A 14,911-nucleotide genomic window follows, 5' to 3' on the forward strand; every position below is an offset into this window, starting at 1 on the left:
AGCTGGGTCTGCGCGGGACCGCGTCAGACCGTTCCGCCCAAAGACCCTTCCAGCTGGGCCAGTTCCTGCCCACCTGCCATCAGGTCCTGTAGTTCTTCGGGCGAAATCTCACCCCGTTTGGCAGTGCCCAGAGTTTTACCCCGGTTCAACACTGTAAACCGATCGCCGACCGCCAGCGCGTGCCGAACATTGTGGCTGATAAACACCACACCCACACCCTGACTGCGCACTTTGTCGATGGTCGCCAAAACGTTCGAAGTCTGGCGCACGCCAAGAGCCGATGTCGGTTCGTCCAAAATCAAGATTTTAGCGCCAAAATGCACGGCCCGTGCAATCGCAACCGTCTGACGCTCTCCACCTGACAACGTACCCACAGCCTGATCGGGACCACGCAAGTTGATACCCATTTTGCGCATTTCTTCCATGGTGATTTCGTCGGCCAACTTCTTGTCGAAAAAGCTGATCCCGGCGACTTTGCGCGTGGGTTCATTGCCCATGAAGAAGTTGCGGCTGACGCTCATCAGCGGGATCATAGCCAGATGCTGGTGTACTGTTGCGATCCCGGCTTCGATGGCATCACGCGGGTCCTCAAAATGCATGGGTTTGTCTTCAAAGATGATCTCGCCAGCTGTCGGCTTATGGACCCCGGACATCGTCTTGATGAAGGTCGATTTACCTGCACCATTGTCACCCAGAAGGCAGTGACACTCACCCGGCTTCAGATCAAAGCTGACCCCGGCTAGAGCAATCACAGAGCCAAAGTGCTTTTCAATGTCGATCATCCGGATAATCGGATCCTGACCCTGCACATCACCGTGATGGAAATTGGTATCTTCGGTCATCTCAGCGTTCTCCTGTGATGATGCGACGGATGTAAGTGTTCAGGATCACGGCACCCAAAAGGATCACGCCCAGGAACACCCGGAACAAAGAGCTTTCGACCCCGGCAAAAAACAGCCCCTGCTGCACCACGCCAAAGATCAATGCCCCAAGCGCTGCCCCAAGGACCGAGCCATAACCGCCGGTCAGCAGCGCACCGCCGATCACCACGGCGATGATTGCCTCGAATTCCTTCAGCAACCCGCGATCTGCACCGGCGGAACCGAATTCCATAACCTGACAGGTCGCAAAAACCGTCGCGCAGAAGGCGGTGAACATGAACATCAGAACTTTGACTCTGTTCACCGGAACACCCGAGTTTCGCGCAGCCTCAGCGTCACCCCCCGAGGCGAAGATCCAGTTGCCAAACTTTGTTTTGGTCAGAAGCACATGGCCGAAGATGATAAGCGCGATGGCCCAGATAATCAGCATTGGGATACCATCAACCACCGGCTGACCCTCACGCGTGCCGCGTTCAAAAGTTCCGATTAGGTCATTATCGCCCAACCAGACGAAAAAGCCCTGCCCTATCTTGCCGCCAAACACCGATGCCAGCCAATCGCCCTCGGCCACGTCCCGGATACCGCCAATGATTGTTTTCCGCTCGATTGTTTGCGGTAGAAAAATGGTAAAACCACGCAGAATAAACAAGAAGGCCAGCGTCACGATAAAGCTGGGCAATCCGGTGCGCACGACGATAAAGCCGTTCAGCGCCCCAATTGAGACGCAAAGTACAAAGGTCACCATGATGGCAATCCAGACCGGCCAGCTAAGCGTAACCGAGAAAATCGCGATCATCATGCCTGCGAACCCGATCATGGAGCCGACGGAAAGGTCAAACTCCCCCGCGATCATAAGCAAACAGGCACCAACTGCGATAATCATGAACTGCGCGGAAACCACGGACCAGTTCATCACGCCCTGGCTGGTGAACATGCCGCTGTCAAAAGCGAACAGCAGGAAAAACGTGAATACCGCGACTGTGCCAACCATTCCGCCCAATTCGGGGCGTATCAGGGCCTGGCGTAGAGGTGATATCTCTTTTACCCGCTCGTCACCACCGACTGCGGATTGCGCTGACTCAGCCATTGTTGCCTCCTTGGCGCGTTCGTCTGAATGCTTGCATCAGGTGGTGCGGACACACGTCATGCGTCCGCACCGTCTTGAAGATCAGCGGTATTCGCCCGCGAACTCTTCGATCTTTTCCAACCCGTCAGCGGTCACGAAACCGGGGCCTGAGTTGATGTTGTTGCCCGGCAGAACGCCGTAGCGGTGGTAGTTCGTCATCACGACGACTGGCAGGTAGGCCTGCAGGAAGGGCTGCTGGTCGATGCCCCACTGGATCACACCACTTTTGATGCCTTTGACGATTTCACCACCCAGATCGAAGGTGCCGAAGTAAATGTCACCGGCCATGCCATTTTCTTCCAGCGCCAGAATGGTTGGGTCAGCCGATGTCGGGCCAAGTGTCAAAACGGCTTCCGTTTCGGGGTTTGCCGACAAGTAGGCCAGAACTCGGTTCTTGATCTCGGCCGGGTCTTGACCCGCGTCGATCATCTGCTCACCCAGTTCAATGCCCAGACCGTCTGCAAAGCCCTGGCAGCGTTCTTGGCTGGATGGCTGCACGATATAGTGGTTCACGCACAGGAACGAGCCGATGCCATCGTCTTTGGCGCGCTGGCCAGCGGCCAATCCAGCGTCATATTCCGGCTGGCCGACATACATCAGCGCACCAACTTCGCGCGCCTTTTCCGGCGTGCCAGTGTTCATGATGATGACGTCGATACCGGAATCCACGGCGGCTTTGATCGGACCTTCCAAAATGTCCGGGTCGGCCAGCGTAGTGATGATACCATTGGGTCCCGAAGCTGCGGCTTGATCGATGATCCGCGCCATGTCGGCAAGGTCACCGGTAGGCGGGTTGCGATATTCGACCTCAACACCCATCTGATCGCCCGCCAGGGCAATACCGTTCTTGATGGTGTTCCACCAGCTGTCACTGTCCGGAGCATGGCTGACCAGAATATACTTCTCGCCTTCTGCCGCAACGCCTGTGGCGCCGGCAAATGCGACTGCGCTGGCCATCAGCACACCTTTTACGATTTTTTTCATTTCCATTCCTCCCAATAGAAAATTCAATCTTGGTGCCGGGTCTGCCCGGCCATTCGGCTAAACCGAATCTCGTCTGCTCCGATCGGTGATCGGGCTTCCTTCAGTTTCCGGATATCCGATCATTTTGCAACCGGTTTCAAAAAACTTCCTCCATCGCAACCGGCCTTCCGGACTGTGCCGAGCGTGTTGCGGCTTCGGCCATCGCCAACGCCGCGACACCATCCTCAAGTGTAACCGGCACGTCCGAGCCGGACTGAATGGCGCGCGTAAACGCATCCCATTCGGCGCGGTAAGCGGCCATGTAGCGTTCAAGAAAGAAATATGTTGGCTTCGCTCCGGTCACACCGTCGGCTGTTGATTTAACAACTGAGTTCTCAAGGACATTATGCGCCTGCAAAAGACCCCTTGAGCCCAGCAGTTCGACCCGTTGATCATACCCGTATGCTGCCCGCCGCGAGTTCTTGATCACGGCCAGACTGCCATCCGGATAAGTCATTGTTACCACAGCCGTATCCACGTCACCGGCCTGCCCTATTTCCGGATCGACGACCGAGGTTCCCACAGCTGAAATGGTGACAGGAATTTGTCCTGTCAGGTAGTTGGCCATATCAAAATCATGGATCATCATGTCCCGGAACAACCCGCCCGATACCTTGACATAACTTAGCGGAGGCGGCGCTGGATCAAACGACGTAATGGACAAGAGTTCAGCTTTACCGACCTCGCCCGCATCATAGGCGGCTTTGAGCGCCTGGAAATTTGGGTCGAAGCGACGGTTGAAGCCAAGCATGACCGGTTGACCAGTCGCACCCGCGGCTTTTTGGCAAATTTTTGCTCGCTCAAGGTCCAGATCGACTGGTTTTTCGCACAGGACCGCTTTGCCGGCCTGCGTTGCCGCTTCGATCAAGTCGGAATGCGTATCTGTCGGCGTTGCGATCAGAACCGCATAAATCGTAGAATCACCGATAATCTCGTCAGAGCTTTGCACCCTGGCCCCGTACTCAGCAGCCAATCCAACAGCGGCATCATTCACCGCATCTGAAATAGCTGTCAATTCGGTTTTGGGGTGTGCCGAAATCGCTTCCGCATGCACGCGACCAATACGTCCGGCCCCCAGCAATCCGATCTTCAACATACGGTCCCCCGAATCAATTCTCAGGTGACACAATCAATATTTTTGCAACCGGTTGCAAGAATTAATTTCGACGGCCCTATTCTGCTTTGAAAGGCTCAAGGCTGTCTCGGAACTGCTCGATGAATTCCAGCGTCACCAGTGAAGGTTGTTTCAAAATCGGGCGAACAAGCGAGAGAGTATGCGGCAAGAATGGCTTGAACGGTCGATAGCTTAATCCGTGCGCTGCGTATTGGACGGCGTCAAGTTCGCTCACGACGGAGACGCCAACGCCCTTCACGGCCAATTCACATGCCGCCGTGAACTGCCTGACTTCAATATGGGAATTCAATTCCACATTGGCACTTTGAAATGCTTTTGAGAGCCGTCCGAAAAAGTCGCTGTCGCGTCGGGTGTGGATAATTTTGCTGTTTACAAGGTCCGTCGGTGTGACCTCAGAGAGGTTTTCCAATTCACTTCCGGTGGGAAACACACAAACCGTCCGGACCTCGATATCCCAGCTTTCGACAGCGGGGTGACCGTTAAAGCTGTCGGTGATACCGAAATCATACTGCTCGCCGATCATCCATTCAAGAATGCGCTCAGGCCTGTCAGGTTCGATCGTCAGGGTGACGCCGGGCCGATCCTTCAAGAATCTGGCGACAACATCGGGCAAATGGCTGGTGGCGAACCCCGGCAGGCATGCAACACGGATGTGCCCTGCTTTGCGCTGTGTGATGTCCTGGCTGACGTCAGAGATTTGCCTCATAAGTTCCAGAACTCGCTCGACGCTGGGCAAAAGATACCGAACCTCCTGCGTCGGCACCAACCGGCCTTCGCGGCGATCGAAAAGCTGAAACCCAAGTGACTTTTCAAGATCCGAAAGCAACCTGCTGACGGCTGGCTGGCTCACCCCCAGGTCGGTCGCTGCCGCCGTGACAGAGCCGTTGGTTGTTACAGCCATAAGGGCTTCTAACTGCCGGACCCTAAGAATTTGACTCATTACCGATCCCAATCTGCCGTTCTCGCCTCATAACACTATGTTATTTTTTTATCCAGTAAATTGGGCTTGAATTATATTTCTGTAACGTTAACGTCGTGAAATCGTCATGTGTGCCGTTTACCCGTTGCGGTCGGTATTCAACGAAGCATCGAACCTGATGCATGGGAGGAATCATGAAAAAGAATTTTCTCGGCGCTCTCGCCGTAACAACTGCATTGTCCCCAGTGGCGGCAATGGCACAAACCGAGGTTCAGTTCTGGCACGCCTTTACCGGTCGCCTTGGTGAGCTTGTCAAAGCCCAAGTGGAAGAATTCAACGCCAGTCAGGATGAGTATGTCGTGGTTGAAAGCCACAAGGGCAACTACTCGGAAACCCTGAACGCGGGCATCGCCGCCTTCCGCGCCGGTGAGCAGCCGCAAATCCTGATGGTATTCGAGGTCGGCACGGCAACGATGATGTCAGCCGAAGGTGCGATCAGGCCGGTCTACGAAGTGATGGCTGAAAGTGGCGCGTCTTTTGATCCCGACGCGTATATCGGTGCCGTCAAAGGATATTATACAACCACTGACGGGGACATGCTTTCGCTGCCCTTCAACTCATCCACGCCAGTTCTTTGGGTCAACCGAGACGCGTTCGAAGCCGCCGGTGTTGATCCAGATACGGATCTGTCCACGTGGGAAAAGGTGGGAGACGTACTTGAACAGCTCAAGGCCGGGGGCGAAGACTGCCCGCTGGTCACCGCATGGCAAAGCTGGATCCATCTTGAAAACATGTCGGCCTATCACGACGTTCCGTTTGCATCGCAGGATAACGGTTTTGCCGGTCTGGATACAGAGCTGATGCTGAACGGTCCGGCGCAGGTGGCACACCTGACCGCGATGGGTGACTGGGCCAAGGATGGCAAGTTCATCTATACCGGTCGCAGAAACGAAGGCGGGGCGAACTTCCGGTCAGGCGAATGCGCATTGTTCACTGAAAGTTCGGCAGGTTACGCGGGCATCAAGGCAGAGGCCGAATTCGACTTTGACGTCCGCCCGCTGCCCTACTGGGAAGCCGTCACAAGTGAGCCGCAGAACACCATTATCGGTGGCGCATCCCTTTGGGTAATGGAAGGTCATGACCCTGAGGAGTACAAGGGCGTCGGAGAGTTCCTGAGCTTCCTGTCATCGTCTGACGTGCAGTCGGCCTGGCACCAGAACACCGGCTACCTTCCGATCACGGCCGAAGCGGGTGATGCGACCCGTGCGGCAGGTTTTTATGACGAAAACCCCGGCACCGACATCGCTGTGATCCAGATGACAGCGAAAGAGCCGACCGCGAATTCCAAAGGTCTGCGTCTGGGATCATTCGACCAGATCCGCGGTATCATCGACGAAGAGCTTGAGGCCGTCTGGGCCGGTGAGAAAACTGCTCAGGAAGCGATGGATAGCGCCAAGGAACGTGGTGACGCGCTGCTGCGCCGCTTCGAATCCGCCAATCAATAAGTCATAACTTCATGCGGGCCCTTTTCGGGCCCGCATTATCTTTCTTCGGTGGAAATTCAGGATGGAAAAACGCGTCACCTTTCGCGGCTGGCTATTGCCATTGGCGCTGATCGCCCCACAGGTCATCATTTCCGCCGTCTTCTTCTTTTATCCCGCCGGTCAGGCGGTGTGGCAGTCCCTGTTCATTCCCGACCCGTTCGGTCTGTCGTCGCAGTTTGTGGGGCTCGGCAACTTTGAGTTCCTTCTGAGCGACAAATATTATCGCGCATCTTTCGTCACAACCGCCGTGTTTTCGACGCTTGTGACGCTCTGCTCAATGATACCGGCGCTATTTCTGGCAGTTATCGCGGACAGACTCATTAAAGGTTCGGGTGTTTATCGCACATTGCTGATCTGGCCTTATGCCGTGGCCCCCGCCGTGGCAGGTGTGCTGTGGCTGTTCATGTTCAATACACGCGTTGGCGTTGTGGCGTGGTACCTCAGCCAGCTTGGCTATGACTGGAACCATGTCCTGAACGACACCGAAGCTATGGGGTTGGTTGTTGTCGCCTCGGCCTGGGGCCGCATCAGTTATAACTTCCTGTTCTTCTTTGCAGCGCTGCAATCCGTTCCCCGCTCGGTCATCGAAGCGGCGGCGATTGACGGCGCGCATTTCTGGCGCCGGTTCTTCACGATTGTGCTGCCGCTGCTGTCCCCGACTGCATTCTTCCTGCTGGTGGTAAACGTTGTTTATGCCTTCTTTGAAACCTTCGGGGTGATCCACACAATCACCGGCGGCGGCCCGCAACAGGCGACAACAATCCTGGTCTACAAGGTCTTCTCAGATGGGTTTGTCGGGCAAGATCTTGGGTCATCTTCGGCGCAATCTGTTATCTTGCTGATTGTTGTCGGCCTACTGACCGTCATTCAGTTCAAATACGTGGAAAAGAGGGTGCATTACTGATGGCAGCCCAACAACACGGAATGGTCGAAAAACGCGGCGTAGGCATATGGTTTACCCATGCATTCATGATCCTAGGCGTTTTGATCGTCTTTTTCCCGATCTGGCTGGCCTTTGTAGCCTCGACCGTGACCCAGGCAGACATCGTTTCGCCACCTATGCCCGTAGTGCCGGGTGATCAGTTCTGGGTGAACTACAAAGCGGCGCTGTTCTCGGGTGTAAACGTGCCCGTTGCGACGATGCTGTTCAACAGCCTGGTGATGGCAATTGGCATCGCGGTGGGCAAAATCATCATCTCGCTGCTGTCAGCGTTTGCGATTGTCTACTTCAAGTTTCCAGGCCGTACGACGTTTTTCTGGCTGATCTTCCTGACCCTGATGCTGCCGGTCGAGGTGCGGATTGTTCCAACCTTCGAGGTAGTTGCCGGGTTTGGCATGCTCAACAGTTATTACGGTCTGATCTTTCCCCTGATCGCTTCGGCAACGGCGACCTTCCTGTTCCGTCAGTTCTTCCTGACGATCCCTGATGAACTGGCCGAAGCTGCCCGCGTGGATGGCGCGCGACCGATGCGGTTCTTCATCGACATCGTGGTGCCCATGAGCCGGACCAATATCGCGGCGCTGTTTGTGATCTTGTTCATCTACGGCTGGAACCAATACCTGTGGCCGCTGCTGATCACGACAGACCCTGAAATGAACACCATCGTGATGGGCATCAAGCAGATGTTCCCGTCGGGTGATGATTTTGCGCATTGGCCGACGATCATGGCGACCTCAATTCTGGCAATGATCCCGCCGGTCATCGTGGTGGTGTCGATGCAAAAGCTCTTTGTCCGCGGCCTTGTCGATAGCGAGAAATAAGAAATGGCAACAGTAACCCTAGAGAACGTCAAAAAGAGTTTTGGCCCGACGGATGTGATCCACGGTATTGATGTCGATATCGCAGACGGAGAGTTCATCGTGATCGTCGGCCCCTCGGGCTGCGGTAAATCCACGCTGCTGCGGATGGTGGCAGGGTTGGAAACGGTTACGTCCGGGGAAATCCGGATAGGTGAGGAACGGGCCAACGACAAAGAGCCTATGGATCGGGACATCGCGATGGTGTTCCAGAACTATGCGCTCTACCCGCACATGTCCGTGCGTCAGAACATGGGTTACGGCCTGAAGATTGCCGGACTTCCCAAAGATCAGATCGATCAAAAGGTGACAGACGCGGCCAAGCTATTGCAGTTGGAACCTTTGCTGGATCGTAAGCCCAGACAGCTGTCGGGCGGTCAACGCCAAAGGGTGGCCATGGGCCGTGCCATTGTCCGCGAACCAGCAGTCTTCCTGTTTGATGAGCCGCTCTCGAACCTCGATGCCAAACTGCGTGTTCAGATGCGCCTGGAAATCCGTGAGCTCCAGGAAAAGCTTGGAGTCACCTCCCTGTACGTTACGCACGACCAGGTCGAGGCCATGACGATGGCCGACAGAATGATCGTGATGAATGGCGGTATCGCCGAGCAGATTGGAACGCCACTGGAAGTTTACGAAACACCCAGAACTCTGTTCGCGGCGCAGTTTATTGGCAGCCCTGCGATGAACGTGTTTGATGCCCGCCGTGAAAACGGGACGGTCAAGATCGGAGAAATTGAGGTTGGCGCATCTCAGGGGCCTGATATCGCAGTAAAGTTGGGGATACGACCAGAGCATCTGTTGTTGGATGAAAACGGTCCGCTGGAAGCTACGATTCAGATTGCGGAACCGTTGGGGGCAAACACACTATTGCACGGTCAGCTCAAAGGCTCTGGCAACGCGATTACGATAAGCCTTCCAGGTGTCCACCCAATCGAAGGCCAGCATCCGAACATGCGGTTTTCGATCACCTCAGAGAATATGCACCTGTTTGACCATTCAACCGGTGAAAGGCTGCAAAGCTGATGACGTTTCCACAGGTTGAAGCCTTTCGTGGCGGTGAAAACCTGATCCGGGTTGTGGGGCATCGGGGCGCACGCGGCATTTTACCCGAAAACAGCATGATTGGCTTTGACTTTTCGCTGTCCATCGGCGTCCCGCTCCTGGAATTTGATGTCGTTCTGACCGCAGATAGCGTTCCGGTCATAACCCATAACCACCGACTACACGCACCGACATTTCGAGACGCCGATGGTCGATTTTTGGTGGGAGAAGAACCAAAGGTTTCCTCGTTGACCGTCGAACAGATGCAGCAATTCGACATCGGACGGTTGGATGGGCATTCGGCCTATGGTCGTCGTTTTCCAGACCAGGCCCAAATGGACGGTGTTCGTGTTCCAACGCTGATGAACCTGCTGGAACTGGTCGATGACCCAAAATACCGCGATGCCTGTCTGATGCTCGAACTAAAGTCAGATCCTGATTTGGCACATGATGCGGTTTACAGACAGAGCTTCGTCGGCCGGGTTCTTCAAGACGTTCGCGCCAAGGGTTTGTCGTCGCGTGCGGTTCTGCACAGCTTTGACTGGAATCTCTTGGAAGAATGTCAGCGACAGGCCCCCGATATGCCGTCTTCGTACCTGACGCAACTTCCCGATAACGCGGACGATGTGGGCGAGGATTCATCAAAAGCAGTTTGTCCGGACTTTCGCGGCCGTCGCGATGAAATTCCAAAGTTGGTCAAAGAAGCGGGCGGTGCGCTTTGGTGTCCGTATTTTGCGGATGTGACCGTTGAAAACGTGGTTCTTGCCAAGAAGCTGGGCCTGTGCGTCGCAGTGTGGACTGTCAATGAACACGAAGACATCGACAAGATGATTGATCTGGGCGTGGACGCAATCGTGTCTGACTATCCCGGACGGGTTCAAAGGCATCTGTCGGATTTGGGCATAAGGTGGAGTGCCATCCACTAGCAAAGCTAGTCTAGGCATGAACGTCGCAAACACATTCCTGATCACTCGGAAACCCCGCGCAGCTGCCCACAATACGGTTGGCCATCAAAAACCATCGAAGAAACTTGGGAACCTTTTCGCGCGCTGCGCATCCAATAACACAGGTGCCAATTGTGACGCACCGGATGTGAACTATGAAAAGGACAAGCCCATGACTAAAATCTCTGTGTCTGCAATCGGACTGTTGTTCGCCACCACAACGCTTGCCGCTGCGCATGACGAAAAGGCTCTTATGAATGCGCCCGCCGGTGATCCTTATGTGCAAGTGAGCGACGTGCTTCCTTTGCCGGAATTTATCCCGGGCCTTGGCACGCTGTTTGTAGACCCGGCCACCCTGCCCGCTGGTCCGTTCCTGGCTTATGATCGCGATGGGCAGTTGTCGGCAACGGTCTATATGACCCCGCTTGACGATCTGCAGAACGGAGTTTCATTCGACGGGCTGGGTCTGGGGTCGCACACTGTCAGTTCGACAGATGTTTACTTCAACGCCGGTCACCCCGGGGTGGAAAAGCCCCACGCACATGTCGTGCTGTTCCATGATGAGGGGGCAAAAGAACGGCTGGCCGAATGATCTGCACGCGACGCCATGCGCTGTGGCTCGCAGGTGGCGCGATCGCTACCTGCGCAGTCACACGATCATCAGGTGCACAAACAGTTATCAATGTTGAAATGCGCGGCAGCGCGCGTGGCGAGAGGGTCTGGTTTGATCCCTTGGGCCTGTCAGTGGCACCGGGCTCCACCATCCGTTTCACCAACCGAGACCCGGGAAACAGCCATACGGTGACCGCCTATCACCCCAAGTTTTATGACCGAATGCGTCGCATTCCTGCGGCGGCGGACCCCTGGGACAGCGACTTTCTGCTGCCCGATGCATTTTTCGAGGTCACTCTGACAGCTCCCGGGGTGTACGATTACTATTGCCTGCCCCACGAAATGGCGGCGATGGTCGGCCGCATTGTGGTGGGGACCCCCGCCGATGCGGGTTGGGAAGGAGCCTCGGAAGATCAAAGCGATGTATCCGATCAGGTTTTGGAGGCATTGCCATTGGCACAGGAAATAATCGCGAAAGGTAACATCAAGCGAAAGGACGGATCATGACGGTCGGGACAAGTCACGCGAAGGAAGCCCGATACGGAACAGCTAAATCCGAAGCAGAGCTTGTGGCCGGCGCCCGGAGCGGAAACGAAACGGCCGTCCGTGAACTTGTCCGTCGTCTGAACCCGCGTCTGTTCCGCGTTGCCCGAGGCATTGTTGATACAGAGGCCGAGGCCGAAGACGCGCTGCAAGAGGCCTATATGTCCGCTTTCAGCAAACTGGACAGTTTTCAGGAACGGGCAAGCTTTTCGACTTGGATAACCCGGATCGTCATCAATACCGCTCGCATGCAACGCAGACGTTTTCGGCCAGAGGAAGAGTACGACACTGTTGAGGAAACCCACCTGTCTCGGGTCCTGACATTTCCCGGTCAAAATTCGGAACTTCCCGATGCCGCCATAGGTCGGGCACAACTCCGCGGATTATTGGAAACCGCGGTTTCCGAACTGCCACCCGATATGCGCCTTCCGTTTTTGTTGCGGGAATCCGAAGATATGAGCGTTATGGCCATCGCCCGTGAGCTGCAGATCAATCCGATCACGGTAAAAACGCGCCTATTCCGCGCCCGTCGCCGACTGCGCTCAGCGCTTGAACGACAGGTTCGTGGTGGATTCGAAGCGATCTTTCCATTCGGAGGCAAGCGATGCGCAAATATGGCAAGCCGCGTGATCGTGCACCTGCGGGCTAACGGCCAACTCTGATTGTCAACTAACCGGGGATCACGGAACCAACCAAAGCGGAAGATCTGATCTATCATCAATCTGGGCACGATGAACGGCCACACAAGATCCAAAGCAGACGGTCAAGTGATCCATCGGCTGTTAGGCAGTGATATCCTGCACTTTCATGACAAGCTCACACCAATTGCGGTGGTTTTCGATGTCATACTGCCGGCCCTGTTCGTCAGCTATCGTGAAACACTTGATCTCGGGCGTTCAGTCAGCCCCAAAAAGATCGCGGGTGAAAACCTTAGCAGACACATCTGCGATCTCATCTGTCAGCCGGTTGGTCACGATCAGGTCCGCTTCGGCCTTAAAGGCTTCAAGGTCAGAGACTACCGGACTTCTGAAAAAATCATCGTCCTCTAGAACCGGTTCATAGACGATGACCTTGATACCCTTGGCTTTCAGCCGCTTCATGATCCCCTGGATCGAAGACTGTCGGTAATTGTCCGACCCCGCCTTCATCACAAGACGATAGATGCCGACCACTTTGGGACCTTTCATCAGAATCTGGTCGGACAAGAAATCCTTGCGGGTGCGGTTTGCGTCCACGATGGCGCGGATCAGGTTTTGCGGGACGTGGTTGTAGTTGGCCAGCAGCTGCTTGGTGTCTTTGGGCAAGCAATAACCGCCATAGCCAAAGGAAGGGTTGTTGTAATGCGCACCAATGCGCGGATCGAGGCTGATGCCTTGGATGATCTGACGAGTATCCATACCACCCGCCATTGCATAACTATCAAGTTCATTAAAGAACGCTACGCGCATCGCGAGGTAAGTATTGGCAAAAAGCTTGATCGCCTCAGCCTCATCCAGATTGGTAAACAGGATTTCGACATCATTCTTCCTTGCCCCTTCAAGGAGCAAATCCGCAAATACACGCGCCCGCTCAGAACGTTCGCCAACGATGATACGGGACGGGTACAGATTGTCGTAAAGCGCGCGCCCCTCACGAAGGAACTCGGGCGAAAAGATCACCTGTTCGGTCTCCATTCGGGCACGCAAGTCGCGCACAAAACCTACGGGAATAGTGGATTTGATAACGATCGTGGCGGTGAGATTCACCTGCAGAACTTCGGCCACAACGGCTTCGACACTGGACGTATCAAAGGAATTGGTCTTCGGATCATAGTTCGTGGGCGTCGCGACGATAACGTAATCCGCATCTTCATAAGCTGCGCTGCCATTTGTGGTGGCGCTGAGGCCCAGCTCGCGGGTGGCAAGAAGCTCTTCTAGGTCGGGATCTACAATCGGGCACTGGCCGTCGTTTACCATCTGCACGCGCGCCTCAGAAATGTCGACCGCCGTAACCTCATTATGCTGCGCCAAAAGCACCGCATTGGACAGCCCCACATAACCGAGGCCAGCAACTACAATTTTCATGGCATTCATCCGAAGAAGACAGGAAGGTAAAAATACGCTGATCTTTTGTCGACTGGGTCTTGGGGGCGATTGTCGAAAAAACCACAGAGGATAACAGGAGCAATGAGCATCGCGCACAATCTCGAACAGTAAGAACTAACAGTGAAGTCTGCTTATAGATGCCTTTTGACCGAGACAACCCGGGACCTAATTTCGATACTAAAAAGCCTCCGGGTATGGCCTTTGTCAGATTTTAGTGCCGACTGATGTTGTCACATACCTTTCTTGTACAAATTGGGGGCTTTATCCGAGAGGTATCTGTCGAAGGTAGCGCCTCTGGGCCAGATTTCCGAGGTTTACCGGTCAAAGCTCTTGGCCATGAAGTTCTGACTGATGTACCTCACACCGAGCATCTTATTTTGACGCGGTTCCGGCCGTCGTTGGCTTAAGCTGCGTGGCATTCTTACGCGGCGGGATGACCTAATGCGGATACGATCGACGCAAACCATTATCCAATCAAAACAGATCGGCGACGATCCTCCCCTTTTTTCCTGAGCTGTACGACGGTCTATTTGCGGCCTTGCGTTTTGCGGTGGAATAATACCTCACCACTTCCAACTATCAGGATGGGTTCAGGTGGGGAATTCGTACCTACCCTTTTATGCAACATAGCAGGTGAAATGCATCGACATATGGGCCGAATCCGATTGACAACTATTGACAACCTCACGAAGAGCTTACTAAGCGATTAACGAAAACTCATCCCTCTTTGCGTGTGTAATAAAAGATTATGATCAGGTTCTATTGTAGAGATGTTTGATTCCAGTTTTTCTGAGGATGATAGCTCTGGTTCGATTGGTAAGCGTCGTTTTTCCAGCCCTTTTCGTAGTTTTGTGTTTCAGATTGTTAAGCGGGCGTTTGATCTTTTGATCAGTGCGCTTTTCCTGCTACCTTTGATGTCGTTATGCGGTGTACTTTTGTTGATATTGAACCCGTTCTGGAACAAGGGACCGCTTTTTTTTGCGCAAGAGCGCATGGGCCAAAACTGCAAACCTTTCACGGCGTACAAGTTTCGCTCGATGCGCCCGGCTCGGAAGATCGAGCGCAGCGCGGATTGCCCGCTTGAGGAAGACAGGATCACGCCGCTGGGCCGGTTCCTGCGTCGCAGCCGTCTGGATGAGTTACCACAAATCATCAATGTTTTCAAAGGTGATATGAGCCTGGTCGGACCTCGTCCGGATTACATTGAGCATGCGCGTATGTACTTGTTGCAGGTGCCTGGATACCAGGAACGTCACGACGTT

The 14,911-nt window shown here is 54.6% G+C and carries 15 protein-coding genes; 9 read left to right on the plus strand and 6 right to left on the minus strand.

What is annotated here, in order from left to right; all coding sequences use genetic code 11:
• Positions 1 to 23: 23 nt before the first annotated feature.
• The 5 genes from AC2FID_RS09190 to AC2FID_RS09210 all read right to left on the minus strand — a co-directional run bounded on the left by AC2FID_RS09190 (position 24) and on the right by AC2FID_RS09210 (position 5,105).
• Positions 24 to 842, minus strand: a complete 819-nt coding sequence (locus AC2FID_RS09190; protein ID WP_058274555.1) for an ATP-binding cassette domain-containing protein — start codon at positions 840 to 842, stop codon at positions 24 to 26.
• Position 843: 1 nt separating this feature from the next.
• On the minus strand, positions 844 to 1,968 hold the full coding sequence (locus tag AC2FID_RS09195; protein ID WP_058274556.1) for an ABC transporter permease: 1,125 nt from the start codon (positions 1,966 to 1,968) through the stop codon (positions 844 to 846).
• 81 nt (positions 1,969 to 2,049) lie between these two features.
• Positions 2,050 to 2,991 carry a sugar ABC transporter substrate-binding protein gene (locus tag AC2FID_RS09200; RefSeq protein WP_058274571.1) on the minus strand — a complete coding sequence of 314 codons (942 nt, stop codon included), beginning with the start codon at positions 2,989 to 2,991 and terminating at the stop codon, positions 2,050 to 2,052.
• A gap of 136 nt (positions 2,992 to 3,127) precedes the next feature.
• A complete protein-coding gene (iolG, locus tag AC2FID_RS09205) occupies positions 3,128 to 4,126 on the minus strand; it encodes an inositol 2-dehydrogenase (protein WP_496836472.1) in 999 nt (332 codons plus the stop codon).
• A 76-nt stretch (positions 4,127 to 4,202) separates the two neighbouring features.
• Complete coding sequence (locus AC2FID_RS09210; RefSeq protein WP_472725097.1) at positions 4,203 to 5,105, minus strand: LysR substrate-binding domain-containing protein; 903 nt, start codon at positions 5,103 to 5,105, stop codon at positions 4,203 to 4,205.
• Between the two features lie 173 nt (positions 5,106 to 5,278).
• On the opposite strand from AC2FID_RS09210, the gene ugpB reads away from it, so the two are divergent.
• The 8 genes from ugpB (at position 5,279) to AC2FID_RS09250 (ending at position 12,227) form a co-directional block, all read left to right on the plus strand.
• A complete protein-coding gene (gene ugpB / locus AC2FID_RS09215; protein WP_058277255.1) occupies positions 5,279 to 6,589 on the plus strand; it encodes a sn-glycerol-3-phosphate ABC transporter substrate-binding protein UgpB in 1,311 nt (436 codons plus the stop codon).
• 61 nt (positions 6,590 to 6,650) lie between these two features.
• Entirely contained in the window at positions 6,651 to 7,532 is an 882-nt protein-coding gene (gene ugpA, locus AC2FID_RS09220; protein WP_058274560.1) for a sn-glycerol-3-phosphate ABC transporter permease UgpA, read from the plus strand.
• A gap of 20 nt (positions 7,533 to 7,552) precedes the next feature.
• On the plus strand, positions 7,553 to 8,389 hold the full coding sequence (gene ugpE / locus AC2FID_RS09225) for a sn-glycerol-3-phosphate ABC transporter permease UgpE (protein WP_282169689.1): 837 nt from the start codon (positions 7,553 to 7,555) through the stop codon (positions 8,387 to 8,389).
• Positions 8,390 to 8,392: 3 nt separating this feature from the next.
• Positions 8,393 to 9,448: a sn-glycerol-3-phosphate ABC transporter ATP-binding protein UgpC gene (gene ugpC, locus AC2FID_RS09230; RefSeq protein WP_496836474.1), complete on the plus strand. Its 1,056-nt coding sequence runs from the start codon at positions 8,393 to 8,395 to the stop codon at positions 9,446 to 9,448.
• Positions 9,448 to 10,392 (plus strand): glycerophosphodiester phosphodiesterase family protein, encoded by a 945-nt coding sequence (locus tag AC2FID_RS09235; protein ID WP_496836475.1) that lies wholly within the window; start codon positions 9,448 to 9,450, stop codon positions 10,390 to 10,392. The genes ugpC and AC2FID_RS09235 overlap by 1 nt, the downstream gene beginning before the upstream one ends.
• A 190-nt stretch (positions 10,393 to 10,582) precedes the next feature.
• The gene (locus tag AC2FID_RS09240) at positions 10,583 to 11,002 is read left to right on the plus strand and encodes a hypothetical protein (protein ID WP_496706630.1); all 420 of its coding nucleotides are present in this window, start codon (positions 10,583 to 10,585) and stop codon (positions 11,000 to 11,002) included.
• Positions 10,999 to 11,529 (plus strand): cupredoxin domain-containing protein, encoded by a 531-nt coding sequence (locus AC2FID_RS09245; protein WP_496706632.1) that lies wholly within the window; start codon positions 10,999 to 11,001, stop codon positions 11,527 to 11,529. Before AC2FID_RS09240 ends, AC2FID_RS09245 begins: the two co-directional genes overlap by 4 nt.
• On the plus strand, positions 11,526 to 12,227 hold the full coding sequence (locus AC2FID_RS09250) for an RNA polymerase sigma factor (RefSeq protein WP_496706633.1): 702 nt from the start codon (positions 11,526 to 11,528) through the stop codon (positions 12,225 to 12,227). Before AC2FID_RS09245 ends, AC2FID_RS09250 begins: the two co-directional genes overlap by 4 nt.
• 234 nt (positions 12,228 to 12,461) lie before the next feature.
• On the opposite strand, the gene AC2FID_RS09255 is transcribed toward AC2FID_RS09250, so the two are convergent.
• The gene (locus AC2FID_RS09255; protein WP_496836476.1) at positions 12,462 to 13,628 is read right to left on the minus strand and encodes a nucleotide sugar dehydrogenase; all 1,167 of its coding nucleotides are present in this window, start codon (positions 13,626 to 13,628) and stop codon (positions 12,462 to 12,464) included.
• Positions 13,629 to 14,419: 791 nt separating this feature from the next.
• Between AC2FID_RS09255 and AC2FID_RS09260 the strand changes: the two genes are divergently transcribed.
• Positions 14,420 to 14,911 (plus strand): sugar transferase (locus AC2FID_RS09260; protein ID WP_282169419.1); only part of this gene is annotated, 492 nt, incomplete at its 3' end.

The organism is Ruegeria sp. CDSC068 (assembly GCF_059610545.1).

What these genes read in the sequence shown, in the direction of transcription:
- AC2FID_RS09190 (WP_058274555.1), bottom strand. Translation starts at nt 842, where the DNA reads ATGACCGAAGATACCAATTTCCATCACGGTGATGTGCAGGGTCAGGAT.
- AC2FID_RS09195 (WP_058274556.1), bottom strand. Translation starts at nt 1,968, where the DNA reads ATGGCTGAGTCAGCGCAATCCGCAGTCGGTGGTGACGAGCGGGTAAAA.
- AC2FID_RS09200 (WP_058274571.1), bottom strand. Translation starts at nt 2,991, where the DNA reads ATGAAAAAAATCGTAAAAGGTGTGCTGATGGCCAGCGCAGTCGCATTT.
- iolG (WP_496836472.1), bottom strand. Translation starts at nt 4,126, where the DNA reads ATGTTGAAGATCGGATTGCTGGGGGCCGGACGTATTGGTCGCGTGCAT.
- AC2FID_RS09210 (WP_472725097.1), bottom strand. Translation starts at nt 5,105, where the DNA reads ATGAGTCAAATTCTTAGGGTCCGGCAGTTAGAAGCCCTTATGGCTGTA.
- ugpB (WP_058277255.1), top strand. Translation starts at nt 5,279, where the DNA reads ATGAAAAAGAATTTTCTCGGCGCTCTCGCCGTAACAACTGCATTGTCC.
- ugpA (WP_058274560.1), top strand. Translation starts at nt 6,651, where the DNA reads ATGGAAAAACGCGTCACCTTTCGCGGCTGGCTATTGCCATTGGCGCTG.
- ugpE (WP_282169689.1), top strand. Translation starts at nt 7,553, where the DNA reads ATGGTCGAAAAACGCGGCGTAGGCATATGGTTTACCCATGCATTCATG.
- ugpC (WP_496836474.1), top strand. Translation starts at nt 8,393, where the DNA reads ATGGCAACAGTAACCCTAGAGAACGTCAAAAAGAGTTTTGGCCCGACG.
- AC2FID_RS09235 (WP_496836475.1), top strand. Translation starts at nt 9,448, where the DNA reads ATGACGTTTCCACAGGTTGAAGCCTTTCGTGGCGGTGAAAACCTGATC.
- AC2FID_RS09240 (WP_496706630.1), top strand. Translation starts at nt 10,583, where the DNA reads ATGACTAAAATCTCTGTGTCTGCAATCGGACTGTTGTTCGCCACCACA.
- AC2FID_RS09245 (WP_496706632.1), top strand. Translation starts at nt 10,999, where the DNA reads ATGATCTGCACGCGACGCCATGCGCTGTGGCTCGCAGGTGGCGCGATC.
- AC2FID_RS09250 (WP_496706633.1), top strand. Translation starts at nt 11,526, where the DNA reads ATGACGGTCGGGACAAGTCACGCGAAGGAAGCCCGATACGGAACAGCT.
- AC2FID_RS09255 (WP_496836476.1), bottom strand. Translation starts at nt 13,628, where the DNA reads ATGAAAATTGTAGTTGCTGGCCTCGGTTATGTGGGGCTGTCCAATGCG.